We start from the raw sequence: 24,738 nt of genomic DNA, 5'->3' as shown, positions 1-24,738 counted from the left end.
ACCGGGTGGAATACTTAGTGTTTATACCTAGTAGAATGCCTAGTGTTAGTGCCTAGATTTTGGCGTGTTTGTCTGTGTGGAAGATAGTGCGATTTCGGCCGTCATCTTTTGCCTGGTAAAGTGCGTCATCGGCTTCTTTAATTAGCGTTTCAACCTGCAAGACAGTGTCATGTTGAGACATGGGTATTTGCGTCACGCCAATACTTACCGTAATTCTATCTGCGCGTGAATAGCGCATTTCGGCAATCCTTTCATGTAAATATTTACAATATAAGCGGGCATTGTCTTGGGTTGAATTATATAACACTATCAGAAATTCTTCGCCGCCCCAACGGGCTACAACATCGGTTTTTCGGGTGGCCGCTTTTAACGTTTTAGATAACAAACCAATAACCTCGTCACCTACATCGTGTCCGTGTTTATCGTTAATGTTTTTAAAGAAATCAATATCAATAAGCAAGAAAGATACGGGAACAAATTTTCGATTCACCTGATCGAGAAGCTTACGAATATCTGCAGAGGCAGCACGGCGATTAAGTAAATTAGTAAGCGGATCGAGACGGGAAAGTAGTGTCAGTTCGTCAGTTTTTAATTCCAAACTGTCTCTTACCTCTATCAACTCTTGATAGAGCTTGTCGCGGCTTTTTGCTGAATGCATAGACCAGTACAGTTGTTCGCCATGCAGTGCAACATTTGACAATACAGGTAACCGTTCTTGCTGCGCAGTGACCAATGTCATTTGAAGTTCTGAAAATCTACCCGTTGCGAGCACAGATGGCCTAACATAGCTTTCAAAAAAAATTAAACTTGCCCGCGAAATTATATTGGAAACATTATTACCTACCACCTCTTCGCGAGAAGAGCCGATGAACTCCAGCGCATCTTTATTACAATAATCGATGCGTCCTGAGCGTAAATTCGATACTAAAAGTAAACTAGGAAAGAGATCGAGCAGCGCCTTGTTCAAGATATAAACAGCTCTATTTTTTCTGCAATGATGTGGGGGTTCGTCATATGTAAACAATGACCGTGAGCATCAATAACTTCAAGTGATGACAACGGCGTTTTCTCATGCATATATTTCCCAACCTCTACTGATGCTAATGAGTCGCTGCGACTTTGCAAAATAAGTGAGGGAAAAGAAATTGTCGGAAGGACATTCCTATAATCAGAAAAGAAAGTAGCCTTAGCAAAAGGTTTCGCATATTTAGGGTCGGTAGAACAAAAGCTGCTTTCCAATTCTTTTACTAAAGTGGGGTCGTTCTCTCCCCCCATCACTAATGGCGCAAGGTAACTCGCCCATCCAATGTAGTTTTTGTCCATTAGGTTAATAAGCTCTTCCAAGTCTTCTTTTTCGAAACCACCAAAGTAGTCTGGCGGTAAATTCAGAAAACAAGGAGAAGGGCATATTAATACAAAATTTGAGAAATGTTGCGGGGCGATAACTGAAGCGAGGTAGCCAATAATGCCGCTCACTGAATGCCCAATAAACGTGACCTCGGTTAACTCAAGCGCTTCACAAATATCGATAACATCTTGTGCATATCCTTCTAATTCTTCATACCGAGATTTATCAAAAGCACTAACATTAGATTTTCCACAACCCAAATAGTCAAACAGCACGATTTTGTATTTTTGCTCAAGATAGGGGGTAAGGTACTTCCACATGTTTTGGTCACAACCAAATCCATGTGCAAGCATAAGTGTTTTTGTGCCTGATCCAATAACGTTTACGTTATTGTTGTCGATAATATGATTAGCACTGGATTGAAAAATCATAGTAGTAGCCTGTTCTAACTTGAGCAAAAAAATAGCCTGAAAATAGCAACACAATGCTGCCCACTTATATAATGTTTATAGCATCGAAGAGAAACAGAATATATGCTACTTAAGGTGAATAACGTCAGCGCAAAAAAAAGGAGCTGATAGGCTCCTTTCAAAATACATTCAAATTTGAGGCTAAGATTAATTAGCCTTCAGATACGCTCGCTGTAGATGAAGGCGCAGAGTTTGTAGAACTCGTTGTACTTCGTGAAACTACTTTGGTGGCTATCTCTCTTAACTCATTTTCAAGGCTGGTAATGCGCCCAGAAAAGGAACTGTTACGCTGCTCTAACACCGATAATTTGTCAGACAAGTTGCGTACTTGTTGTTCGCTGCTGCGTTTATCGCCAGAGACTTGTTCTAGTTGAACATTCAAGGCTAGAATTTCATCAGCCAAAGAAGCCAGCTGATTTTTCACTGAGCCAACTTGGCTCTGCTGGCTAGTCACATCATCGGCAACCTTCTTAATGTTGCCCTGAAGCGCAGTTTGAACATTACCCACTCTATCACCCAAGTCAGCAATTTCTTTTTGATTGCGGCGCCACGCTGAAGCCCAAAGTTTGTCCATCTGTTCCCACAAATCATTGGTCTTACTGGCCAGTTCATTTACTTTAACCTGCAATGCAACAGTCGACTCACCCATTTCTTCACCAGTAGCAGAAAGCTTTTTCTCTAATTCAAGAATGCGTTTTTCAGCTTGAGAAGCGACTACTTTTTGTTGTTCTACCAATGTGTACAAGTAATAACATCCGCCACAGGCACCAAGCGCAATAAGTGCGATAAGGAATACCCAGAGACCATTACCGCCACCACTGCTTTTTTCTGGGGTTTTAGGAGAGGGGCTGGTAGGCGATGAGGAATTCGAAGGCGCTTTAGTTGGCGTAGGCTGACGCTTTTTTTGATAATCGCGACGATCTTCATCATCTAAACGAATAGTTGGAAAATCATCATTATTCGAATTATTTGCCATAAGTTCTCTATTTTCTCTTGTTAAAGCATTGGGTTAGCTGCTGCCTACCTAGATGTAGGCGCAGTAACCGAAATATCATTGTTAGCGCATAATAACATCGATATTATATTGAATTAATTATAAATACCAATGGCGATTACGTATCGCTGTCAAACCATTCTACACGATACAAATCGCGACGACGATCTAGATAATTCCTAACAGAACCTTCATTTTGAAGTTTAGTCAGTTTATCTAAATCTAGGTCTACGATCAGCGTCATTTCCGTATTTGGTGTGGTTTCTGACACAATAGCATCGTGGGGGAATGCAAAGTCGCTAGGTGAAAACACCGCAGTTTGACCGTATTGAATATCAACATTGTCTACTTTGGGTAAATTACCCACACTGCCTGCTATAGCCACATAACATTCATTTTCAATGGCGCGGGCTTGGGCACAACGTCTAACCCGTAGATAGCCGTTCTTGGTATCTGTCCAAAAAGGAACAAATAGAATCTGCATTTCTTGCTCAGACAGCAACCGTGCAAGTTCAGGAAATTCTACGTCGTAACATATCAGTACCCCGATTTTCCCGAAATCTGTATCGAACACTTTAAGGCTATTACCGCCTTTCATTATCCAATCTTTCTTTTCGTGTGGGGTAAGGTGTAGTTTGTACTGACTTTCTATGGTGCCATCGCGCTTACAAATATAGCTAACGTTGTATAGCTCATCTTCTTCTACCACAGGCATAGAGCCCGCAATAATAGTGATATTGTACGACACAGCAAGGTGCGAAATGGAAGTCAGAATTTCATCGGTATAGGTGGCTAAGTGCCATATAGCATCAATTGAAGTATCAGACGGGCTCAGCCCCATTAAAGGTGCGTTAAAAAATTCAGGAAACAATGCCACATCGCAGGAATAATCCGATAACGCGTCTACGAAATATTCAACTTGCTGAAGGAGTTCTTCCACATTGTTGAAGTAACGCATTTGCCATTGAATACATCCGATACGGGCGCTCGACTTGCGACCAGTTATAAGCGATGGATTATTAGGCTCATAATAGATGTTGTGCCATTGCAGTAGCGTGGCATAGCCTTTCGAGGCTTCATCCTCAGGCAAATAGGCACTGAGGACCTGTTTTACTTCAAAACCATTTGATAGCTGAAAAGTGAGAATAGGATCGTAAATGTCTTTAGATTTTACTTGTTCAATGTATTCATAGGGAGACAGTTCTTTCGCATAATTTTTATAAGTAGGAATGCGCCCGCCAGCCATTATTGACTTCAAGTTCAGGTTTCTACATAACTCTTTGCGCGCCTCGTACAAACGACGGCCTAGTCTTAGCCCTCGATAGTCGGGGCAAACGATGACTTCAACACCATACAATACGTCTCCATTTGGATCGTGAGTAGTAAGATAAGCATCGCCAGTAATTTCATCGTAGCTGTGTTTATCGCCGAATTGGTCGTAATCCACAATGACTGAGATAGCGAACGCCACCACCTTTCCTTTGTCTTCAATACATATTTGACCTTCGGGGAACGTGGTGACTTGTGCCTTAAAGTTATTGTAAGGCCAAGCTCCTCCAACGTTTGCATACACGTTATCCATTAACGCTTTAACGTCGTTATAGTCATCTAGGCGCAAATTACGCAGCGCTAAATGATGTTCGGTTTCTTCAATGACTGTTTGATCCTGACTCATGCCTTTACCACCAGTGGTTGTTTTCCATATTTGAGCATAATTATTTCCGTGGGGCTAACGGTATTAATACTTGTGTCATCTAGGTTTTAAAGCAAGTTTTATTCCTATTAAAACCAATGCGTTATAATCAAGAGGTTAGGCTTTTATTTATTGTTCGTTAATTGTGCATTTAAAGCTTGCTGTGTGAGTAACTTAAGCGTATAAATCCGCATCCAATTACTCGTGCTAACGCCGTATAAAGTCAAAATTAATCATGGAACGTTTCTCGTTAGATTTACCTTCACCCCTTTATGTTTTTGATGAAAATTATTTCAGTAATATTGTCAGCGATTTACAAGAAAAGGGCTTTAGTATTAGGCCGTTAGGCGTGCCAGAGTTTGTTATAGATGCATTGGTCGCCTGCCAAGATACATTGTCCAAGCAAGCATATCGGCGCGCGGGGATTGGTCGGGCTCAACAATTTCAACACCACGAAAAAGTAAGAAGCGATGAGATATGTTGGATAGACGGCACCTCTTCAGAAGGGCAGTTGTGGCTAGAATGGTGTGAAGCGTTAAGGCTCTATATTAATCGCCATTTATTCATGGGGTTATTTTCGTTCGAGAGCCACTTTGCCTGTTACGCCCCCGGTAATTTTTACAAACGTCATCTCGATGCTTTCAAAGGTCAAAGTAATAGAATGCTATCGGTGGTGACCTATTTAAATGATGATTGGCAAGCTACAGAGGGTGGCGAGTTAGTATTATATGCTAGTGAACAAGATGACATTGGGGTGAGAGTGTTACCTGAAAAAGGCACTATCGCCATTTTTCTTAGTGAGGTATTTCCGCACGAGGTACTCACCGCAAAACGTGAGCGGCATTCAGTTGCGGGGTGGTTTAGGTTAAATACCAGTATTAATGAAAATATTGATCCACCAAAGTAATTCACCTATGGCTAAACCCTTGCTTCTAATGCTAGTATCGAAACTATAAGTCAAAAGTATAATTCCCAAGTAATGCAGTTACTGTTAAACCCCAACAGTAGGTTATTGGCTTATAATATCGTAGATAGTTAAACCCTCCATTTAACAGATGTGGTAACTACGATAAGTCTTAGGGACAAGAAAAAAAAGTGATTGGTTGAATGTTGGAAAAAATTCCTGCTCCCACCTCAAAAGAGGATTTGCGCGTTCTGGTTATCGACAACCAGGGTTTAGTGCACGATGTAGTAGCCTCTGCGTTGCATGCTATTGGTATCAAACATGTTGTGAGTGCATTTAATGCCTTTCACGCTATTCGTTTGTGTGAAGAAAAGCGTTTTGATTTCGTGCTGCTTGCATTCAATGTGAGTCACGACAAAGACGGCTTTCATTTATTCGAAGAGCTAAAGCACTTAAATCATATCAATGACACCACTACGGTTATCTTTCTAAGTGCCGAAACATCACCAGAATTGGTTAATTGTATTGTTGAGTTGCAGCCTGACGATTTCTGGGTGAAACCGTTGAAGCCAAGCAGTATCGAGTCTCGTTTAAATTACTTACTCCAGATACGCTATAAGCTTCATAAAATGCTGCATTGTATGAAGGTTGGCGACTATTCTACTGCGATGTACTATGCAGAGCGCCAATTAAAAGACATGTCATTATCCGACTATCACCCCAGAATTAGGCGCCTAATTGGCGAATGTTTGCTGCAACTGCGTGACTATGAAACGTCTGAAAATTACTACCGAGAACTACTGCAAACCATGGATCATGCGTGGGTGCATATTGGCTTAGCCCGTTCGTTATTGCGTCAGGATGAGCTAGAAGAAGCTCAACTCTTGGTTGAAGACTTATTACTACGCCCAGACACTCGATTTTTAACCTACGACTTGCTAGCACAGTACTTTATTGAAAAAGAGCAGTTCGAGTTGGCTTACGAACAAATGAAACAAGCGAGTAAGTTAGCACCTCGTAATATTGAACGTAATAAGCGATTGTGGGATTTGGCCAGGCTCAACCACGACAAAGTAGGTCAGTTGTCTGCGGTTCAAAATATGGCGAAGTTTGCCAAAAATTCTATTCATGATTCACCTGAGCTTTCTTTAAATGTAATTCGTTCTACCATCGATTTAGCCACTAGCCTTGGCGCTGGGGAAGGTGATAGATACATACAACGTGCGCAAAATGACTTGGAAGAGATCAGTCAGCAAAAAGGGGTTCAAATCCAACTTGGCGACCAAATTGATGTTATTAAAGCGCGTATGTTGTGCCTTCGAAATCAAAAGAAGTCGGCTGAGGAAATCATGAACGCCAGTTCAGTGCATACCACTGGGCAATCGATGGAAGATAACCTAGACAAAATGAAAGCTTTTCATGAGCTAGGCATGCGTGAGCAGTGCATCAGTATTTTAGAAAAGCTTAAAACGCAAATTGAGGGTGATACCTTTTCTTCGCAAGTCGTCGATGAATATCTCAAGCAAGAGTCTATTGAACGCACAGAGATACAGTTCACGACTAAAGAATTGAAGAACATGGCTACGGTGCACTATAAAGAGAACCGGTTGCAGCCTGCTTACAATAACTTGCGACAAGCACTTACTATTTCGCCTAAAGACAAACAAATTGCATTGAGTTTAATGAAGGTGTTGCTTCAACTGCACAGTACTCAGCCATTAAATGATGAGCAGTTGGAAGTGGTCACACTGGCAGCACGTATGTTAACCAACGAAAAGTTATCACCTTCACAAGCGGAAAAGCGCGATCAGTATATTGATAAGTTGGGGCTTGAGGTAGAAGCACCACAGGACAAAGAAGCCTTAGGCGTTCTTGGTCACCCTACACCTTAAATGAGTAAAGCGGACAGTGAATCTGCCTGCGTAAACTAAACCATGCGCCAATAGGGCATTACACGGATACAAAGCAGATACAAAGTACATATAAAAAGGGGATGGTTTATAAAACCATCCCCTTTTTTTATTTATAAACCGCCAGCGTTTATTTGTGGCGGTTACGTTTGATGAATTTACTTAGCTGAACGGCGGCGAAAGGTTAGAACACCAGCCATTAATGCTAAGATGAAACCCATAGAGCCGCCTGAATCGTTGTCATCTTCAATAGGATCAGCTTCATCAGGTAATTCTGCTTCTAAGTTGAAGGTTGCAATGAACGGGTCGTGATCTGAGCTGCGGAATGGACCTACATCAGTAAATGCATAGCCGTCTTCATCAGGGTAGTAAGAAAGCGCTTGGTCGTACTGGAATTGGTAAACTTCAGGAGAGTTAATGCTCCAATGCGCACCGTCTACCGCATCAGCAAGCATGGTTTCACTTGCTAGCACATGGTCTAAGCTGCCCACTTGCTCTGTACCGTAGAACCAGTAAGAGTAACCTTCAGCATCAAACTCTTCTGCAAGATTTACGTAACCATAATTAGCCGTTACTTCTACAGAGGCACCATCGTCCATACCTGTATTTGCTGCGGTCATTACCGTGTAACCTTGGGTTTCAGCGGTGTAGTCGGTAAGTACTGCAACCGGATCTTCAGCACTGTACGAGTTCAAGTCACCTAATACTAAAATACGCTCAGGTAAGCTTTCATCGCTTAATGCTTCACCTAGTGTAATAGCAGCAGATACACGAAGTGCATTACAGCTACCTTGGATGGTATCCGTTTCACTGACTGCTTCAGCAAGATCTTCACCACACTCTGAACCTTTCGATTTAAAGTGGTTAACGGCAACAGCAAAGGTTTTACCGCTTTCAATGTGGGCAAACGATTGAATTAAAGAAGGGCGCATTTGTGCAACGCTGTCTTCATCAATTTGCTGCATTGGCATGTCTACTACTTGTGCATCACCTTCAGGCGTTACAATAGTTGCGCGGTATAACAAACCAACAGTAATTGCATCAGTACCAATTGCTGTGCTATCAGCAGTGCTGATGAATGAGTACTGTTCGGTATCGGCAAGTTCTGCATTAACAGCAGCGACTAGGCTAACGATAGCGCTGTCATCGCCAAAACCGTCGTTTTCAATTTCCATTAAGCCAACCACATCAGCGTTTAAGCCTACAATGGCTTCAACGATACGTGCTTCTTGTAAAGCGAATTCAGTTTCGTCTTCAGCGCCACGGTTTGCATCGAAATCGAAGGTTACATCGCCGTTTGCATCTACTTCGCCATTGAAGTAGTTCAGAACGTTGAAGGTAGCAATTGATAAGTTACCTTCAGTTACCACTGGGTTCGCTTCGCGAGTAGAAGTTACTGTAATCACTTCGGTAGGGTTAATTCTAAACGCACCGAAGCTGTAGTTTAGCGGACCGCTTGCAGACACAGTATCACCAATACGAATAGCATTTGCGTAGCTAAAGGTAGGGAAGTAGTTAATGCTGTCTGGGTAACTAGCACTGCTGTTATCTTCGATTTTAAGTAAGCTGGCTTCTGAGGCTGCAACTGCTTCAACGTATGCGTCTGAAAGTGGTGCTGCTACGTCGCTAGGCTGGCGTTTAACGCTGTCACTTACTTGAATTTCGCCGTAACGCCACAAATCGTTTGTGCTAGTTACCGTAGCGTCAACAACAGAAGCTAACATACCTTCAAATGGTTCAAGAGAATAATCGAAAGGCATATCGATAGTCGTCATCAGAACGTCATCGCTTGCACCACAATCAAGTGCAGTAACATCACTGTCTTGGTTTAGCGTAGTCATGCCGTAGTTTTCAACTACTTCACCGTATAGGCGAGCCACGTTACCTACCGCAATAGTAGTGCTACCGTTAACGAAAATACCTTCAGAAGTGGCATCATCACCATCGCTATCCGCTGTTTCTTCTTGTAAGAAGAAACCGCCCGCACCCATGCCAGTGACTATGGCTTCAACAATATGGCTGTTACCAACTTCTTCTGAAGCATCGCCGCTCCCTTGAATGGTACTAATAAGGGTTGCTGCATCAGCACAAACGCCTAGCTCAATAACGGGCTCTTCTGGTGGAACTTCATCATCACCGCCGCCTTCAGTACTAAAAGTACCTTCAGGGAAGGGAGTTGTTGCACCCGCATTGGTCGCGGTATCATCTAATGCGTCAACGCCACTGTAAGTCCAGTTGTCAGACGAGAAAGTCCCGCCATTAGCGACTGAACCATCTTTTCGGTAAGCCCAACCGTCTAGGTATTCCCATGCTGTGCCGTTACCATCAACATTAATGTCACCGAAAGTATCAACAACGACTTCGTTTTCGAAAAGCTCTACCGCATCATCGCCATTAATACCCATGGCCGTAGTATCGTAGTCTGGTGCATAACCGAAAAATTCAGTAAAACCATCAATTTCAGATGCTACATAAATATAGCTACCCGCTGAGGCGCTATCTGCTGGGAAAGTAAATTCTACGCCATCAGTGCCGCCGCCATTGTTGGCTGAGCCAAGCCCGTATACTGATAAGTCGGCAATATCATTTACAACGTAAAGCTCAACAGCTTTAGGAAGGCCACCGGTAAGTGACGCATCAACAACACCGCTGATAACTAAGTCGCTGGCATTGGCCGAAAATGCAGTAAGAATACCTGCTGTTATGAGTGACAATGAAGTTTTCACTGGTTGTTTCCCTCTTAGGTCTTTTATTATTAGGTCTGTCAAAGCAGACCCTCTTTGTTATTGCTAGACCTAGCCTATAACTATAATGTCAACGCAGGAATGACTTAACGTTATTCAAGTTTATTTTTAATAAAGTCTTAATAATCAGGCATTTAATCTATTCAAATAAAGTTATTTATGACATTGGCTCGTCATAAAAGGCATTTCGGCATCTATAAATAACCCTACAACGACTAAAAAGTTTTGAATGCGCTCGCGTTGTTACTAGACAATAAACGCCTGTATTAAGTATTTTTTAGCGTATCGCAAAACCAAGTATGATCATCAATAACTTGCTTTGCATAATGATTAGCACTACTGATTAGCGCACTATTTGTATGGTGGTTTAACGCTTTTACGGCGCTTTTCGCAAACCGTGTACTTCGCCTGTCACCACGACAATGGGCTAACGCAAGGGTGTAGCCGCACAGTTTAGCGAAATAACCAAAGTCTCCATTTCGCGCTTTATTTCCCATACCAATATCATGGGGATCTAATCCTACTTTGGCGTGGTGGCGTGAGCGAATTAACCAGTGTGCATTGTCCCAAATAACTTCATCTAGCAATAAATCTGGACGGCGCTGCATTCGTCGTTGGCTCCGTGCGGTTAAATGAGCAGGGTTCAATCGATTCACCGGACACACATTATCGAAGTAGAATAAGGGCGCGGCTTTTCGCTGTTGTTTTACCTCAACAATATGGCAATAACGAAAACTTTCAGCGTTATGCGGTTTTTTGGGGCCAACTAAGAAATAGAAACGGCGCATATTTACCGAACCGGTTCCGGCATTTTCCCTGCTGGTGATATCAACAATGTCATCATCCATATAGGGTGCGAATGCCGTTAACACCTGCTGATGTTCTGCTGGGCTCAGCGGCGTGTATTTATCGGTGATGTGTTTAAATTTTAGGCCATCCTGCGTTAAATGAACCGCTTTAGCTAGCGCACTTTTAGATTCGAACTTTTCACCGCAAGACGAACGTTCCAATGCTTTGCGATAGAATTTTTCAATTTTCCATCAGGCTCTTGTTCCATTGCTTCATTGATAACCGTCGCATCTTCAGTTACGCGTTGGCATGTTGCCACGTACTCTTGAATGAAAAGAGATTGAGCATGTTTAACCTGGTGGGGGTCTACTGCAGGTTTTAACGGGTCTGGCATGTCTATCAAAAAGCGGCCTTCAGAAATACCTTTGCAATGAGCTTCTACCAGAGACAGTGAAGTAAGATAGCGAAGAATATCCCAATGTGCATAGCCAACACAGGCATCGTCAAAATCGTTCGGCGTAAAAATAACGGTGTCGCCGTGTGAGCCTTCCTCAGTGAGAAAACCAAAATTAGACGTATGGCAATCACCCATTACACTGGTCAGTGACATCGAAAAGCATGCCTCTGGCACTGGTAAGTGGCGATTTGCTAGGTCTGCATAAAATAGTTGTGCGCTACCGCGGTAAAATACAAACGGGCTTAAGGCCATTTTTAAATGTTTAGCTAAGTGGGGAGAAGGTCGGGTGCCATCAATTTTAGCAATTTCTTGATTAAGAAATTTCGCGCGATCCATAACTGCAATGCCGTTGTAACAATGATGGCGTTAACATTACCTTTATTGGTTTTTGAATGCGAGGCTTGCGTGGGGAGGTGGAATGTGAGAAATTTCGCTTGTTCGGGATTTTTGCGATTAATTTATATTATTGATTGGTAAATTTGATTGAAACATTCAAAAATACCAATTAGTTTTTTTAAAAAAACCGCGCTATTCTTATCACCAGTTTCAACGAAGTCGAGTTTAACCAAAACCGATTCTGGTTGGTTGCACTGGGCTTTGTAATATTTCGTACTATTTGTATTGGTTAGGACTTTACTAACAATACAAAATTTATTCACTTAATGGAGAAAGTAAACATGGCATTAATTAACACTGCTATCAAACCGTTCAAAGCACAAGCATTTAAAGACGGCGAGTTCATCGAAGTAAGCAGCGAAGATATCAGCGGTAAGTGGGCAGTATTTGTTTTCTATCCAGCAGATTTCACTTTTGTATGCCCAACTGAGCTTGGCGACATTGCTGATAAGTACGAAGAGCTTCAGTCTCGTGGCGTAGAAGTATTCTCAGTATCTACTGATACTCACTTCACTCACAAAGCGTGGCACGATTCGTCTGACACTATCAACAAAATCAAGTTTGCAATGATTGGCGACCCTACTGGTGAAATCACTCGCAACTTCGATTGTATGCGTGAAACTATGGGTCTTGCTGACCGTGCAACATTTGTTGTTGACCCAGAAGGTATCGTTCAAGCGATGGAAATCACTTCTGAAGGTATCGGCCGTGATGCAGACGACCTAGTTCGCAAAATCAAAGCTGCTCAGTACGTTGCTTCTCACCCAGGTGAAGTTTGCCCAGCTAAATGGAAAGAAGGCGAAGCTACACTAGCTCCTTCTCTTGACCTAGTAGGCAAAATCTAAGCAACCGCTTAGCGCTTATAAGTAATTTATAAGTAAGTATGGGAGTGGGTCTCCACTCCCTATCTAATTAATTTCCAATTCCTGCTTATATTGTTAGCCTGAAAAATGGTTGGCGGGGATCGGCGTGTCGAAAATAAGGCAGACTACCGTGTTAACTAAAGAAATTTTACAAGCGTTGAAAGGCTATGCTGAGTCAATGCAGAAAAACGTAACCTTCGTCGTACAGACCGGTGAACACAGCAAGCGTGAAGAGCTTGTGTCGTTTCTGTCCGACATTGCTGGTGTAAGTGACAAACTAAGCCTTGAAGAGCGCGACACTAACGGTGTTTTACGCAGCTCAATCAGCTTTTTACTAGAGGCTGATGGTGAAGATACAGGCATTCGCTTTTCTGGTATTCCTGGCGGTCACGAATTTAACTCGCTTATCTTAGGTATGCTTCACGCATCAGGTACCGAGCTTAAAATTGATGACAGCGTAAAAGCGATTGTTAAAGGCGTTAAAGAAGAACTTAACTTTGAAGTATTTATCAGCTTAAGCTGCCATAACTGCCCAGAAGTCGTTCAAGCGCTTAACCAATTTGCACTACTTAATCCAAACATTACGTCTGAAATGATTGACGGTGGATTGTATCAAAACGTAGTAGCAGAACGTGATATTCAGGGCGTTCCAAGCGTTTACCTAAATGGTGAGCTATTCGCTAATGGTAAGGTCGATGCATCGGTTCTTATCGATAAACTTATCGAACGTGACCCTTCGCTAAAAGAGGCGAACAAGGGTGAGTCGTTACCGCTACAAGACGTTACCGTAATTGGTGGTGGTCCAGCGGGCGTGGCATCAGCGATATACAGCGCACGTAAAGGTTTAAAAGTGACTGTGGTTGCCGATCGTTTCGGTGGTCAAGTGAAAGATACAATGGGTATTGAGAACCTTATCTCGGTATCTAAAACTACCGGCCCTGAGCTAGTAGGTAACTTAATGGAACACATGAACGATTACGATATTACGCTTAAAGAGCACGTTCGTGTTGATTCTGTAGAACAAGGTAATATTAAAACTATTACGCTTTCTTCTGGTGAGCAAATTCGTACTCGTTCAATTGTTGTTGCAACAGGCGCACGTTGGAGAGAACTTGGTGTGCCAGGTGAGAAAGAAAACGTAGGTAATGGCGTGGCGTACTGCCCACACTGCGATGGTCCTTTCTTTAAAGGTAAAGACGTTGCAGTTATTGGAGGTGGCAACTCGGGTATTGAAGCGGCACTTGATTTAGCGGGTATTGTTAAATCGGTAACGGTATTTGAATTCATGCCAGAACTTAAAGCTGACCAAGTACTGATTGACCAAGCTGAAAAACGTGAAAATATCACGATTATCAGAAACGCAGCGACGCATCAAATCACTGCTGAGAATGGAAAAGTTAATGCTATCGAGTATCAAGATCGCAATACTACAGAACTCCATACTCTCCCGCTTTCGGGTGTGTTCGTACAGATTGGCCTAGTACCAAACAGTCAATTCATGGAAGGCGTGGTTGACATGAGTAAGTACGGTGAAATCGTTATCGATACTAAGTGCAACACGTCTGCACCAGGTATATTTGCAGCCGGTGATGTTACAACAGTACCTTACAAGCAAATCGTTATTTCAATGGGCGAGGGTGCAAAAGCGTCATTAGCAGCATTTGAATACTTGCTAAGCCACGAAGTCATAGAGATGGACGAAGAAACACAAGCTGCCTAATTATTATTTCTAATAATTAGCGCAATACATAAGGCCGACTTACTCACGTAAGTCGGCCTTTTTTATGAAGAGAATTTCGCGCTATTTATCCTCAATAAAATATCAAATAGGAATAATTATTGTTTTCATTAGCCGCTGTTTTTTGGTAATTTATACATAACATCAGTTGATCAGAAAACGCGTAATAAAACCTTACAAGGCTAAGCATTAAACCTGCCGGGTGACGGCTATTTTTCGCTTGCCGAGCGTTTAAACATTTCAGCACCAATAAAAATATATAAAGGTAAGTTATGTTCATGTTATTTGCCGCAAGCGGCCTTTCTCTAGCCTCTATAGCGGCAGTCTATCAAAGTTGGCGGCGTCAAACTGGCCCTATGCTGTATGTGGGGATAGGCGTTTGGCTTCTATCTTCTATAGCCTGGTCACTCTCTGTGGGTTGGGAGTTTGGAGTACTATACGCGTTATGTTTGCCCGGCCTTTTGGTGTGGCCGTTTATTGCAATGAATCAGTCTCACATGGCTGTACCGCTTCAAATCCCCCAGCCCAGAAAACTAGACTTTTCTCCTCGCACATCAATTCAGCATGCTTTGCACTACATCGTAGTTTTGCTGCTGTTACTGGTATTTAGCGTTGTTGCATCACTAGCGATTTGTGCATTATTACCGATGGATATAACAGGGCAGTTAGCTACCTGTATGGTGATATCACCCATCATTTGGGGGCTTGCAGTTTACCACTACCTAGCTACATCGAAAAAAATTAAAACGGTTGGCGGCTATCTTGTAGCAACAGCAGTAAGTGTAGCAATACTGATGGCAATGCCAATTTAGGAATTAAAATGAACAAAGCGACAAAACAATCAGCCCTAAATGCACATAGCTGGGTTGGCGTATTTTTAAGCGTACTCCTTTTTTTGGTCTGCCTGTCAGGCACTATCGCCGTATTCCATTTAGAATTTGAACGGTGGGAACAACCGCATATTCCCGAGTTTGAATCCGTCGAGGATGGGGCAGTAGAAAAGGCGATGGACAGCTTTTTAACTAAGCATCCCGAAGAAACAGATCATCTATTTGTGGTGCTCCCTACATCAGGTATTCCAAGGTTGGTAGTAGAGAACGACCACGCCGCATACTTTGCAGATGAACAAGGTAATTTGCTTGAAAAAGAAAATGTAGCCTTCACCCAAATGTTGGTGGATTTACATTTGTACCTCAACTTACCGCATAGCTGGGGGATGATACTGGTGAGTGCCTTAGGCGCCATAATATGTACCCTTATCTTCACAGGAGTTATCGCCCATAAGCGTATAGCGAAAGATGCGTTTAAACTTAGAAGAGGCGGCAATGGTCAACAAAGCCAAATTGATTTGCACAATCGCTTTGGCCTTTGGGCATCACCATTTCATTTAGTCATTGCAATAACAGGAACCTATTTTGGTTTAGCCGGTATCGTACTGGTGCTAGTGGCACAATTAAATTATGGCGGTGACAGGGATGCGGTAATAAACCAAGTATTTACCCCCGACCCAGTCATTGAAGCGCAAGAAGGTAAACCAGCGATAGGTAAAGCCATCGCGCAAATGGAAACCATAGCCCCAGAAAACCCGCTTATATTTGTGACTGTTCACGAGGTGAACAAACCTGAACAGTTCATTGAAATTTATGCACAAGTACCTGGGCGAATGATATACGGTGAAGCATATCGATTTGATACCGCAGGTAATTATTTAGGCACTGCCGGTTACGACGATGGCGCATGGGGTAAGCAATTGTTGTGGGCTGTTTATCGCCTTCACTTTGGCGACTTTGCAGGAATACCGAGTAAAGTACTGTATTTTGTTTTGGGTATCATGCTAACCATGCTGTGCGTATCGGGAATGGAAGTGTGGTTATCTAAAAAAGCGCATCCTGTGTTGGCCACGCGTTTGTGGTATTGCACGGTATGGGGCAGTGTGAGTGCATTGGCGTTCACGGCAATAGCAGATATGTTCTTTTCAGGTTCGTTAATTGCAGTATTCTGGGGACTAATGGTGTTAAATGTAGCACTTACGGTGGCCATAAAGCGGCTTACCAAACCAGTGTGGCTGATAATTTCAGGTATCAGTGTGTTATTGCTTCTATTTATTTATAGCGCTGTGAACGGAGAACATGCACTTTCGGTGGCATCGTTGCAATTAAACATACCCATGCTGATTTATGTTGTATGGAGTATTTTACGAGGTAACACTTTACTTAAGCGTGAAACTCTAATGTCGGATTTTCAAAAAGAAAATCAAACAACAACGCACAATATAGATGGTAATGGCGACAAGAGCGCATCAGTATCGACTGAAACGCAATCGCCCATGGCTTAATACACTGTACAAACACGACTGCATTGGTAGCGTTAACTAATACAGCGTGGCTTTTACTTAGGTTAAATAACCAAAATGTGAAAGCCGCGCTGTATTGTGTCTACATTTCGTTTCTTTTATCTTTATCTCCACTTCCGCCTCCATCTCCACAGTCATCTTTGACTTAGCCTTAACGCGATCACTTGTTCTTTTTATTAAACATCCATTTACCTACTTAGTGGGCATTGATTGGTCGTGTTTTAACTGCCTATAGCTTTCAACCATATTGAATAATCACCAATCTGAATTTAACCCCAGGTTGGGAACATGCTATTGCTACAGTTATACATTTTCAGATGGAATTAATAAGGGTAGTGCATGCGAATTTTAGTCATAAGTGCTTTGATAGCCGTGATGGGGTATTTACTACTTTGGCCTGTACCGGTTGAACCGGACGCATGGAATGCCCCACAAGACAAAGGCTATAGCGGCGTTCATCACGTCAACGATAAGCTATCCTTCGCCCATGCTATAGCCCTGAGCGAATCAACAGCCCTGAGCGAATCAACAGCCCTGAGCAATAAAGAAGCCACCACAATAAAAAGAGAATACGGCCCAGAAGATTTTGCTCTGCGAAGTGATGGTACTATCGCCACGGCCACGCATTATGGCACTATCATGCTATTAGCACCCAACGATACCCACTTTACACCTTGGGTTAACACGGGCGGGAGGCCGCTTGGGTTGGAGTTCGATGCCAGCGATAATCTTATTGTGGCAGATGCTTATCTGGGGTTACTTTCTATTTCGCCATCAGGTGACATTACCTTGCTAACTGATACTGTTGATGGCACGCCCATAGTGTACGCTGACGATGTAGATGTGGCAGAAAATGGCATGATATATTTTTCTGACGCCACCACTAAATTTAGTGCAAAAACCTATGGCGGAACACTTAGCGGCAGCTTGTTAGAAATTTTAGAGCACAAAGGTAATGGCCGATTACTCGCGTACAATCCAAATACCAACGTCACTACTGTTTTAATGGATGGGTTAGTCTTTGCCAATGGGGTTGCTATCAGCCATAACCAGCAGTATGTTTTGGTGAACGAAACAGGTAGCTACCGAGTGTTACGTTACTTCATTGCTGGGCCCAAAACAGGTTTGGTGGATGTGTTTATCGATAACTTACCCGGCTTTCCCGATAATATTGCCACAGCACCCGACGGTGGCTACTGGGTAGGGTTTGCTTCACCGCGTTCCGCCTCGTTAGACGATTTATCAAACTCTCCTTTTTTGCGTAAAATAGTACAGCGCTTGCCTGCATCATTGCGCCCCAAAGCAAAAGCCTACGGCCATGTAATAAAATTAAATAAACAAGGCAAGGTGACAAATGACTTACAAGATCCAAGTGGAAATTATCCACTGACAACAGGGGTGTTAGAAACGGCAGATATGCTATACATTAGCAGCCTAACAGCGTCGTATGTGGCGGTGGTTGAAAAAGCAAATTTACCAAAGGGAGAGGATGAATGAAGCGTAATTTACCTATAATGCTAACTGTTATTTTAGGTGTTTTTGGCAGTTTTTCTATTGCTTATGCCCCAGATACTTTTGCGGTTAATAAGAATGACACTGGCAAAGTGATTTCTGGCGACAGTTTCAAAACACAAGTGATCCCACAGGCCAAAGCAGCCATTGATGAAGGCGAGGGCTGGATATTCTATAGCTACCACAATGATGAAACCTTTGGTACTAGCCAATCATTAGCGGGTATGGCAGTTATTAAGCCCGGTGTAGAAATACACCCACCTCACGAACATAGTGACGAAGAGTTTCTATTGGTGACTCAGGGAAGTGGGGAGTGGAGCGTTGAAGGTGAAGTGTTTAAGGCTAATACCGGCGACATGCTATACGCAGCCCCTTGGGATGAACACGGGGTGAAAAATACCGGTGATATCGATTTAGTGTTTGTGGTATTTAAGTGGCACAGCAAAGGTATTGCTGTGCCTCCAAAAAGTGCTTACAAAAAATAACTATCAAATCGTTAGTATAAAGCGATAGGGGAAACTAGCGTTTTGCTGTTGGTTTCCCTCTTCGCTGTGAGCTTGGCGTGTTCTGTCCACGATTTTGCCCGCCGCTTTTACCGCCGTTTCTGTTCTCAGTTTTATTCCCACCTCTATTTTCGCTAGAAGCGCCAGCAGTGTTGTTTTTACCACGGCCTTTCCGTTGGAAATTTGGCGGTAAACCCGTGTGCTTAGTTAATCCACGTTCGCCATTTCTGCCTTTTACTGCTTTTTGACGTTTTTCATCTGCGGTTTCAGGCGGTACTAAGTGCTGTGCGCCACGGCCTATTAAATCTTCGCGGCCCATACGCTTAAGGGCTTCACGAATTTGCGCGAAGTTCTTAGGATCGTGATATCGAAGCATAGCTTTGTGTAAGCGTCGGTGTATTTCACCTTTAGCCGAAGGCACATCTTCACTGTCTTTTGTTACCTTGCGAAGTGAATTCACTTCGGTGTGGTACATAGTCGTTGCCGTCGCCATTGGTGAAGGATAGAAGTTCTGCACTTGATCAAGCTTAAACTTATTCTCTTTCAGCCAAATCGCCAAATTCAACATATCGTCGTCTGTGGTGCCTGGGTGCGAGGCAATAAAGTACGGAATAAGATATTGTTTCTTACCCGCTTCTTGCGAATATTTGTCGAACAACTCTTTAAAGTGGTAATAGCTGCCCATACCCGGCTTCATCATTTTAGATAATGGGCCGTCTTCGGTGTGCTCTGGGGCTATCTTCAAATAGCCGCCAACGTGATGTAGCGCTAACTCTTTTACGTACTCAGGATCTTCTACCGCCAAGTCGTAACGAACACCAGAAGCGATAAGCACTTTCTTCACGCCGGGCAATTCACGAGCACGACGATATAAATCGATGGTCGGCTTATGATCGGTATCCATATGCGCACAAATACTCGGATATACACAAGATGGACGACGACACGTGGCTTCGGCTTTAGGGCTCTTACAGCGCAAACGATACATATTTGCCGTAGGGCCACCTAAGTCTGAAATAACACCGGTAAACCCAGGTACGGTATCGCGAATTTCTTCAATTTCACGAATAATCGAGTCTTCAGAGCGGCTTTGAATAATTCGCCCTTCATGCTCTGTAATAGAACAGAAAGTACAACCGCCGTAACACCCGCGCATAATATTGATACTGAACTTAATCATATCGTAAGCGGGTATAGTGGCATCGCCATACACAGGGTGAGGCACACGCTGATAAGGAAGGTCGAATACCGCGTCCATTTCCTCAGTTTCCAAAGGCATGGCGGGTGGGTTTATCCAAATATGTCTGTCGCCATGGCGCTGCATTAATGCACGAGCACAACCAGGGTTGGTTTCTTGGTGTAAAATACGTGACGTGTGGGCATACAAGACTTTGTTATCTTTTACTGTTTCGTACGCCGGTAGCTTAACGTATACATTTTCCCAAGGCTTGCGGCGATCCGGAGGCTGTATCACGACGGGCGCGGCTTCAGGCGCTTCGCTGTTTGCATTATCTTTATCTTGCGAGTCGCACTCAGGCTCCATTTGATAAGGGCTTGAGATAGGCTCGATTTTACCGGGGCGATCTAACGAGGTTGAATCAACCCCTTGCCACTCAGGTAGTGCTTCTTTCACGATAATAGCGGTGCCGCGTATATCGCGCATTTCATCAATAGTTTCACCCGCCGCTAAGCGGTGGGTAACTTCAACCAATGGGCGCTCGGCATTACCGAAAAAGAGCATGTCAGCTTTGGAGTCGAACAATACAGAACGACGTACTTTTTCGCTCCAATAATCGTAATGGGCGATACGGCGCAAGCTAGCTTCAATACCGCCGGCAATAACAGGCGTGCCTTTAAACGCTTCACGGCATCGTTGTGCGTATACGGTAACCGCGCGATCTGGGCGTTTGCCGCCAACATTACCTGCTGTATAAGCGTCGTCGTGACGAAGTTTTTTATCTGCCGTATAGCGGTTGATCATGGAATCCATGTTACCCGCTGTAACACCGAAGTATAAATTTGGCTTACCAAGGGTCATGAAGGCGTCTTTGCTCGTCCAATCGGGCTGAGAAATGATACCTACACGAAAACCGTGGGCTTCAAGTACACGGCCAATAACTGCCATACCAAAGCTTGGGTGATCTACGTACGCATCACCAGTCACTAAGATAACGTCACAGCTGTCCCATCCTAGGGTATCCATTTCCTCTTTAGACATGGGAAGAAACGGCGCAGTACCAAGGCAGTGCGGCCAATATTTAGGATAAGAAAATAGACCGCGATCGGCCTTAATGGTGGCTTGCATAAGATTCACATATAGCAGAGAAAAAAAGAATTAAGTAGGTCAGTACATCATCGTTCATATTGCTAATCGCAAATACAAAACTGCCAAGAGCCATAAATAGCCAAGAGCCAGAATAAATAGCCATAGGCGAGTATGAAATTGCTTAAAGCGAATATAAACATTGTAGACCGAACACCTATTATACCAGTACTCAGCAACCAAGGTATAGCGCTGTCGTTAAATTCACCGCCTTTGTTATAATGCTTTGCTATATCAATTAGGATAATAACGAGAAAATGTATGGCTTACTGGTTATTTAAGACAGAACCCGATGCATTCAGCATTGGTGATTTAAATTCACGGCCTGACCAAACAGAACCTTGGGACGGGGTGCGTAACTACCAAGCAAGAAACTTTTTGCGCGATAAGGTCGCCGTTGGCGATCAGGTTTTCATCTATCATTCGAGTTGCAAAATAGTCGGTATCGCCGGGGTAGCAGAAGTAGTAAAGGCAGGTTACCCAGATGAAACCCAGTTCAACCCTGAATCCAATTACTACGACCCCAAATCTACGCGTGAAAATCCGCGGTGGTTTCGGGTCGATGTAAAGTTTGTTGAAAAGTTTGAAAGTGTATTGCCGCTATCTGTTATTAAGGCAATGCCTAACATTACAGAAATAGGTTTGGTTAAAAAGGGCGGTAGGTTATCGATAATGCCGGTGGAAGAAACAGAATGGCAGCAGCTTTATACTACTGCCAAAATGAACTAAACCTGCTATATATAAGTAAATATTTATCTAAGATTTTATCTAAGATACCGGCGGCGTTTAAGCTGCTGGATATACTCTATTTGCCTAACGCAAAACGAGTATCTGCATCTCTTAATAAATAAAGGGCAAAACACGCCGCCCACATTGGCCATGCAGCGAAAAACAACATGTTGTTGAAGGCATCAAAGTATTGCGGAAATGACGACAAGGTTGACCCGCCGTGAAGTAAGAAAATTAAACCGTAGGTGTAACGCTTTGCAATACCGGCAACGAAAGCAAGAACCAGGGCCAACTGAAATGCACCTAAAATGTATACGGCTGTTTCTGGTACGCCACCAATTGAATAAAAATGTTCAAATATCTTTGCGCTATGTGCAGGGTTAACGAATTTGTCTAACGTCCACACGAACATAACAATGAAAACAGAAACACGAAGGGCGAGTAGAGACCAACTGAGGCGATGGGAAATATCAGTGGTTTGTTGAGATTGCATTTTAACTCCTATTTATTTGTGTAGCGATAAAGAACGGGCGTTTTCATATTAAATTTCAAAAACTTTCATAGAAAAAAAATAAAAATGCTTATGAAATATTTTCAGCCGGGTGTCGGTCTTGTCGAGTAAGCAATCTTGTAAGGTAAAAATACGAATGAGAAATAATATTGGGCTTGCCATCAGTGCACTTGCTCTATCTGTAAGCCAAGGGCTGCAAGCTCAGCAAGCTGACACGCTTGATACCATCGACAAAAATGATATAGAAGTCGTTGAGGTTACCGGAAATCAGCAAGCGCTAAATCCGTTAAACCCTGGCGACAATACGTTAAGTGGATTATTTGGCGCTGGTATGTCGGCAGCTGATACGCCGCGAGCGGTAACGTCTTTGTCAGCTGAGGCTATGGATGCATTAAACATCAATACCTTACACGATATTGTAAAAGCTGCGCCAAACGCCTATGCATCTAGCGGTTTTGGTACCCCTAGTTTGCCAAGTATACGTGGGCAATTGGGCGAGCTATTTCAAGATGGTATACGCCGCCAATCAGGCAACAATGGTTTTGGTTTACCGGTTTCATTCAACAGTGTTGAGCAATTAGATGTCGTGAAAGGGCCATCGCCCGTACTCTTTGGTAGTACACAGCGAAATGGTGGTTTTGTGAATCTGCAAACCAAAATGGCGCCTACTTCAGGTAGCGAAGGAAATATCACGTTGCGCGCTGGTCGCTGGGATCAATACTCAGCGCAGCTTGATTATGGTGCCGCCATTGAAGAAGGAAAGAGTGGGGTGAGAGTCAGCGTTGAGTGGCTAGATCACGGTAGCTTTTTTGATTTTGCCGAGCGTGAAAACAAAAACCTGTTTATTGCGTACCGATATACACCGAGCGATGCCACAACATGGGACGTAAGTGCAGAGTATTACGATGCCGAATATCCTGACATTGCAGGTATTAATCGCCCCACGCAAAACCTGATTGATAACAACCTTTATATAACGGGCCAAGGCGTACAAGCGAATGGCAGTACCGTACCTAGAGCGGGCGCTATTATCTCACCAACCGGTGAAGTGGTTATTCCCCGAAGTCAGGTGTATACCCACCCTGATGATATTAATGGTGCTGAAACTACTGTACTGCGCAGCAATTTAACCCATCAATTTTCAGATAGCCTTGTGCTACGTAACATGACCTATTATCAACACCTAACCCGTGAAGAAATTGCTCAAAATAGCTTTGTAGAAATTATTGATGGTGCCGATGCGTTCGAGAATCGCACTGAATTAGACGTGGTTTGGAACGATAAGCAAACCACCACATTTGGTTTGGCGTTACGTTACAACGATGTATTAGGTTACAGCCAGTTTACGACTGAAGCTGACAGCCCTGTAGATTTAACCGGCCCGTTAAGTAACCGAGAAATACCCTTAACCGATGCACAAAAAGCACGATTGGTTGAGCTTCGTCCCGGCGTATTTGTATCACCTGGTGCCCAGTATGATATAGATAGCGATGGTGTAGGGGATTACAATTTATCTGACACCACGGATTCAACCACCTTACAAACGGGCCTTGCATTTCAGCAGCGTTCACAGTGGACAGAATCGTTTTCAACTATTGCTGGTGTTAGGTTCGACTATTACGATGTAGAAGCGCGCGATCCACTTGCTCCTGAAGGGGTTACCGCCGCTTCTGACACCTATAACGATATACTTGAAAGCGTACAACTCAGTGCGGTGTACAAGCTAACAGAATCACTTAATGCTTATGTGGCGTGGTCAGAGAATGATGCCACATCCAATAGCATGGCAGGGGGGACTACACTTACCAGTGCCAACGAAATTAACCCGCTAAATTTTGCCACTGAAAATACCCTTTACGAAGTAGGGCTTAAGTATTCCCCTGATCGTCATTGGTATGGTGAAGTGTCGGTATTTGACCAGACTCGTAGTTTACGTAACCGCGATGGCAGCAACAGTGGTGTGAAAACCAAAGGCGCAGAGTTGCAAGTTTTCTACCAAGGGCAAGATGTGTGGGTAAACGCGGCGTACAGTTATTTGGATGCGCGCTTCGATGATTCAGCGGCGTTTCAAGATACTGCACAAGTGGCCGATGCTTTTGACGATAGTCGACCAGACATTATTGAAGGCAATGGCGTTGGTTCGCCGTCTTTTGCGGCGTTTGCTCCGTCTGACTCATTAGTGCAGGGCATTCCATCGCAAATCGTGTCATTAAATGCTGGCTGGCAACTTACCGATGACTTACAAGTTGGAGCTTCGGCCTTGTACACCAAGTCGTTCCCGCTAGATTTTCTACAAACCGTATTTATACGAGACCAATTTAATATTGATGTAAATGCCGATTATCAGGTTACTGATGATATGCGCCTTCGTGTTGATGTTATTAATATTACTGACGAAGAAAACTGGCAGCCTGTGTTTGAAGGTGGTTATTTTGGCGCTACTCTGGCCATGCCCAATACACCTCGTCACGTTCAGTTCACTATGCAATACGCGTTTTAAG

At 43.4% G+C, this 24,738-nt stretch carries 19 protein-coding genes; 10 read left to right on the top strand and 9 right to left on the bottom strand.

Annotated elements, in window-relative coordinates; genetic code table 11:
• Window positions 1–52 precede the first annotated feature (52 nt).
• From J5X92_RS04980 to J5X92_RS04965, 4 genes are all read right to left on the bottom strand, one after another.
• Window positions 53–967: a GGDEF domain-containing protein gene (locus tag J5X92_RS04980; protein WP_348272382.1), complete on the bottom strand. Its 915-nt coding sequence runs from the start codon at window positions 965–967 to the stop codon at window positions 53–55.
• Complete coding sequence (locus tag J5X92_RS04975; RefSeq protein WP_208804857.1) at window positions 964–1,779, bottom strand: alpha/beta hydrolase; 816 nt, start codon at window positions 1,777–1,779, stop codon at window positions 964–966. Before J5X92_RS04975 ends, J5X92_RS04980 begins: the two co-directional genes overlap by 4 nt.
• A gap of 190 nt (window positions 1,780–1,969) precedes the next feature.
• Window positions 1,970–2,794, bottom strand: coding sequence for a hypothetical protein (locus tag J5X92_RS04970; protein ID WP_208804856.1), 825 nt, complete (start codon window positions 2,792–2,794; stop codon window positions 1,970–1,972).
• Window positions 2,795–2,930: 136 nt separating this feature from the next.
• Window positions 2,931–4,487: a bifunctional GNAT family N-acetyltransferase/carbon-nitrogen hydrolase family protein gene (locus J5X92_RS04965; protein ID WP_057791465.1), complete on the bottom strand. Its 1,557-nt coding sequence runs from the start codon at window positions 4,485–4,487 to the stop codon at window positions 2,931–2,933.
• Window positions 4,488–4,740: 253 nt separating this feature from the next.
• Here J5X92_RS04965 and J5X92_RS04960 point away from each other — a divergent pair, with 253 nt between their 5' ends.
• Together J5X92_RS04960 and J5X92_RS04955 are read left to right on the top strand one after the other, a co-directional pair.
• Window positions 4,741–5,412, top strand: coding sequence for a 2OG-Fe(II) oxygenase (locus J5X92_RS04960; protein ID WP_062087284.1), 672 nt, complete (start codon window positions 4,741–4,743; stop codon window positions 5,410–5,412).
• Window positions 5,413–5,612: 200 nt separating this feature from the next.
• On the top strand, window positions 5,613–7,301 hold the full coding sequence (locus J5X92_RS04955) for a response regulator (RefSeq protein ID WP_208804854.1): 1,689 nt from the start codon (window positions 5,613–5,615) through the stop codon (window positions 7,299–7,301).
• Window positions 7,302–7,477: 176 nt separating this feature from the next.
• Here J5X92_RS04955 and J5X92_RS04950 read toward each other — a convergent pair whose 3' ends face one another.
• The 3 genes from J5X92_RS04950 to J5X92_RS20955 all read right to left on the bottom strand — a co-directional run bounded on the left by J5X92_RS04950 (window position 7,478) and on the right by J5X92_RS20955 (window position 11,645).
• Window positions 7,478–10,045 carry an ExeM/NucH family extracellular endonuclease gene (locus tag J5X92_RS04950; protein WP_208804852.1) on the bottom strand — a complete coding sequence of 856 codons (2,568 nt, stop codon included), beginning with the start codon at window positions 10,043–10,045 and terminating at the stop codon, window positions 7,478–7,480.
• Window positions 10,046–10,329: 284 nt separating this feature from the next.
• Window positions 10,330–11,073, bottom strand: coding sequence for a DUF2252 family protein (locus tag J5X92_RS20960; RefSeq protein ID WP_244360243.1), 744 nt, complete (start codon window positions 11,071–11,073; stop codon window positions 10,330–10,332).
• A complete protein-coding gene (locus tag J5X92_RS20955; protein ID WP_244360240.1) occupies window positions 11,025–11,645 on the bottom strand; it encodes a DUF2252 family protein in 621 nt (206 codons plus the stop codon). The genes J5X92_RS20960 and J5X92_RS20955 overlap by 49 nt, the downstream gene beginning before the upstream one ends.
• Window positions 11,646–11,986: 341 nt before the next feature.
• Between J5X92_RS20955 and ahpC the strand changes: the two genes are divergently transcribed.
• The 6 genes from ahpC (at window position 11,987) to J5X92_RS04915 (ending at window position 18,656) form a co-directional block, all read left to right on the top strand.
• A complete protein-coding gene (gene ahpC / locus J5X92_RS04940; protein ID WP_013783827.1) occupies window positions 11,987–12,550 on the top strand; it encodes an alkyl hydroperoxide reductase subunit C in 564 nt (187 codons plus the stop codon).
• Between the two features lie 148 nt (window positions 12,551–12,698).
• On the top strand, window positions 12,699–14,288 hold the full coding sequence (gene ahpF, locus J5X92_RS04935; protein WP_208804850.1) for an alkyl hydroperoxide reductase subunit F: 1,590 nt from the start codon (window positions 12,699–12,701) through the stop codon (window positions 14,286–14,288).
• A 290-nt stretch (window positions 14,289–14,578) separates the two neighbouring features.
• Window positions 14,579–15,118, top strand: a complete 540-nt coding sequence (locus J5X92_RS04930) for a hypothetical protein (RefSeq protein WP_244360237.1) — start codon at window positions 14,579–14,581, stop codon at window positions 15,116–15,118.
• Between the two features lie 8 nt (window positions 15,119–15,126).
• Window positions 15,127–16,641: a PepSY-associated TM helix domain-containing protein gene (locus J5X92_RS04925; protein ID WP_208804848.1), complete on the top strand. Its 1,515-nt coding sequence runs from the start codon at window positions 15,127–15,129 to the stop codon at window positions 16,639–16,641.
• A gap of 357 nt (window positions 16,642–16,998) precedes the next feature.
• Window positions 16,999–18,156, top strand: coding sequence for an SMP-30/gluconolactonase/LRE family protein (locus J5X92_RS04920; RefSeq protein WP_126872786.1), 1,158 nt, complete (start codon window positions 16,999–17,001; stop codon window positions 18,154–18,156).
• On the top strand, window positions 18,153–18,656 hold the full coding sequence (locus J5X92_RS04915) for a cupin domain-containing protein (protein ID WP_126872787.1): 504 nt from the start codon (window positions 18,153–18,155) through the stop codon (window positions 18,654–18,656). The genes J5X92_RS04920 and J5X92_RS04915 overlap by 4 nt, the downstream gene beginning before the upstream one ends.
• A 34-nt stretch (window positions 18,657–18,690) precedes the next feature.
• On the opposite strand, the gene J5X92_RS04910 is transcribed toward J5X92_RS04915, so the two are convergent.
• Window positions 18,691–20,979 carry a YgiQ family radical SAM protein gene (locus J5X92_RS04910; RefSeq protein WP_208804846.1) on the bottom strand — a complete coding sequence of 763 codons (2,289 nt, stop codon included), beginning with the start codon at window positions 20,977–20,979 and terminating at the stop codon, window positions 18,691–18,693.
• 279 nt (window positions 20,980–21,258) lie between these two features.
• Here J5X92_RS04910 and J5X92_RS04905 point away from each other — a divergent pair, with 279 nt between their 5' ends.
• Window positions 21,259–21,726, top strand: coding sequence for an EVE domain-containing protein (locus tag J5X92_RS04905; RefSeq protein ID WP_208804844.1), 468 nt, complete (start codon window positions 21,259–21,261; stop codon window positions 21,724–21,726).
• A gap of 76 nt (window positions 21,727–21,802) precedes the next feature.
• Here J5X92_RS04905 and J5X92_RS04900 read toward each other — a convergent pair whose 3' ends face one another.
• Complete coding sequence (locus tag J5X92_RS04900) at window positions 21,803–22,219, bottom strand: DoxX family membrane protein (RefSeq protein WP_013783837.1); 417 nt, start codon at window positions 22,217–22,219, stop codon at window positions 21,803–21,805.
• A 154-nt stretch (window positions 22,220–22,373) separates the two neighbouring features.
• Between J5X92_RS04900 and J5X92_RS04895 the strand changes: the two genes are divergently transcribed.
• The gene (locus tag J5X92_RS04895; protein ID WP_208804842.1) at window positions 22,374–24,737 is read left to right on the top strand and encodes a TonB-dependent receptor; all 2,364 of its coding nucleotides are present in this window, start codon (window positions 22,374–22,376) and stop codon (window positions 24,735–24,737) included.
• Window position 24,738 lies beyond the last annotated feature (1 nt).

Origin of the sequence: Alteromonas sp. K632G, from assembly GCF_017653625.1 — a bacterium.
GTDB classification, from domain to species: domain Bacteria; phylum Pseudomonadota; class Gammaproteobacteria; order Enterobacterales; family Alteromonadaceae; genus Alteromonas; species Alteromonas naphthalenivorans.
This window is presented reverse-complemented; position numbering and strand designations above follow the sequence as displayed.

What these genes read in the sequence shown, in the direction of transcription:
- J5X92_RS04975 (WP_208804857.1), bottom strand. Translation starts at nt 1,779, where the DNA reads ATGATTTTTCAATCCAGTGCTAATCATATTATCGACAACAATAACGTA.
- J5X92_RS04970 (WP_208804856.1), bottom strand. Translation starts at nt 2,794, where the DNA reads ATGGCAAATAATTCGAATAATGATGATTTTCCAACTATTCGTTTAGAT.
- J5X92_RS04965 (WP_057791465.1), bottom strand. Translation starts at nt 4,487, where the DNA reads ATGAGTCAGGATCAAACAGTCATTGAAGAAACCGAACATCATTTAGCG.
- J5X92_RS04960 (WP_062087284.1), top strand. Translation starts at nt 4,741, where the DNA reads ATGGAACGTTTCTCGTTAGATTTACCTTCACCCCTTTATGTTTTTGAT.
- J5X92_RS04955 (WP_208804854.1), top strand. Translation starts at nt 5,613, where the DNA reads ATGTTGGAAAAAATTCCTGCTCCCACCTCAAAAGAGGATTTGCGCGTT.
- J5X92_RS20955 (WP_244360240.1), bottom strand. Translation starts at nt 11,645, where the DNA reads ATGGATCGCGCGAAATTTCTTAATCAAGAAATTGCTAAAATTGATGGC.
- ahpC (WP_013783827.1), top strand. Translation starts at nt 11,987, where the DNA reads ATGGCATTAATTAACACTGCTATCAAACCGTTCAAAGCACAAGCATTT.
- J5X92_RS04930 (WP_244360237.1), top strand. Translation starts at nt 14,579, where the DNA reads ATGTTCATGTTATTTGCCGCAAGCGGCCTTTCTCTAGCCTCTATAGCG.
- J5X92_RS04925 (WP_208804848.1), top strand. Translation starts at nt 15,127, where the DNA reads ATGAACAAAGCGACAAAACAATCAGCCCTAAATGCACATAGCTGGGTT.
- J5X92_RS04920 (WP_126872786.1), top strand. Translation starts at nt 16,999, where the DNA reads ATGCGAATTTTAGTCATAAGTGCTTTGATAGCCGTGATGGGGTATTTA.
- J5X92_RS04915 (WP_126872787.1), top strand. Translation starts at nt 18,153, where the DNA reads ATGAAGCGTAATTTACCTATAATGCTAACTGTTATTTTAGGTGTTTTT.
- J5X92_RS04910 (WP_208804846.1), bottom strand. Translation starts at nt 20,979, where the DNA reads ATGCAAGCCACCATTAAGGCCGATCGCGGTCTATTTTCTTATCCTAAA.
- J5X92_RS04905 (WP_208804844.1), top strand. Translation starts at nt 21,259, where the DNA reads ATGGCTTACTGGTTATTTAAGACAGAACCCGATGCATTCAGCATTGGT.
- J5X92_RS04900 (WP_013783837.1), bottom strand. Translation starts at nt 22,219, where the DNA reads ATGCAATCTCAACAAACCACTGATATTTCCCATCGCCTCAGTTGGTCT.
- J5X92_RS04895 (WP_208804842.1), top strand. Translation starts at nt 22,374, where the DNA reads ATGAGAAATAATATTGGGCTTGCCATCAGTGCACTTGCTCTATCTGTA.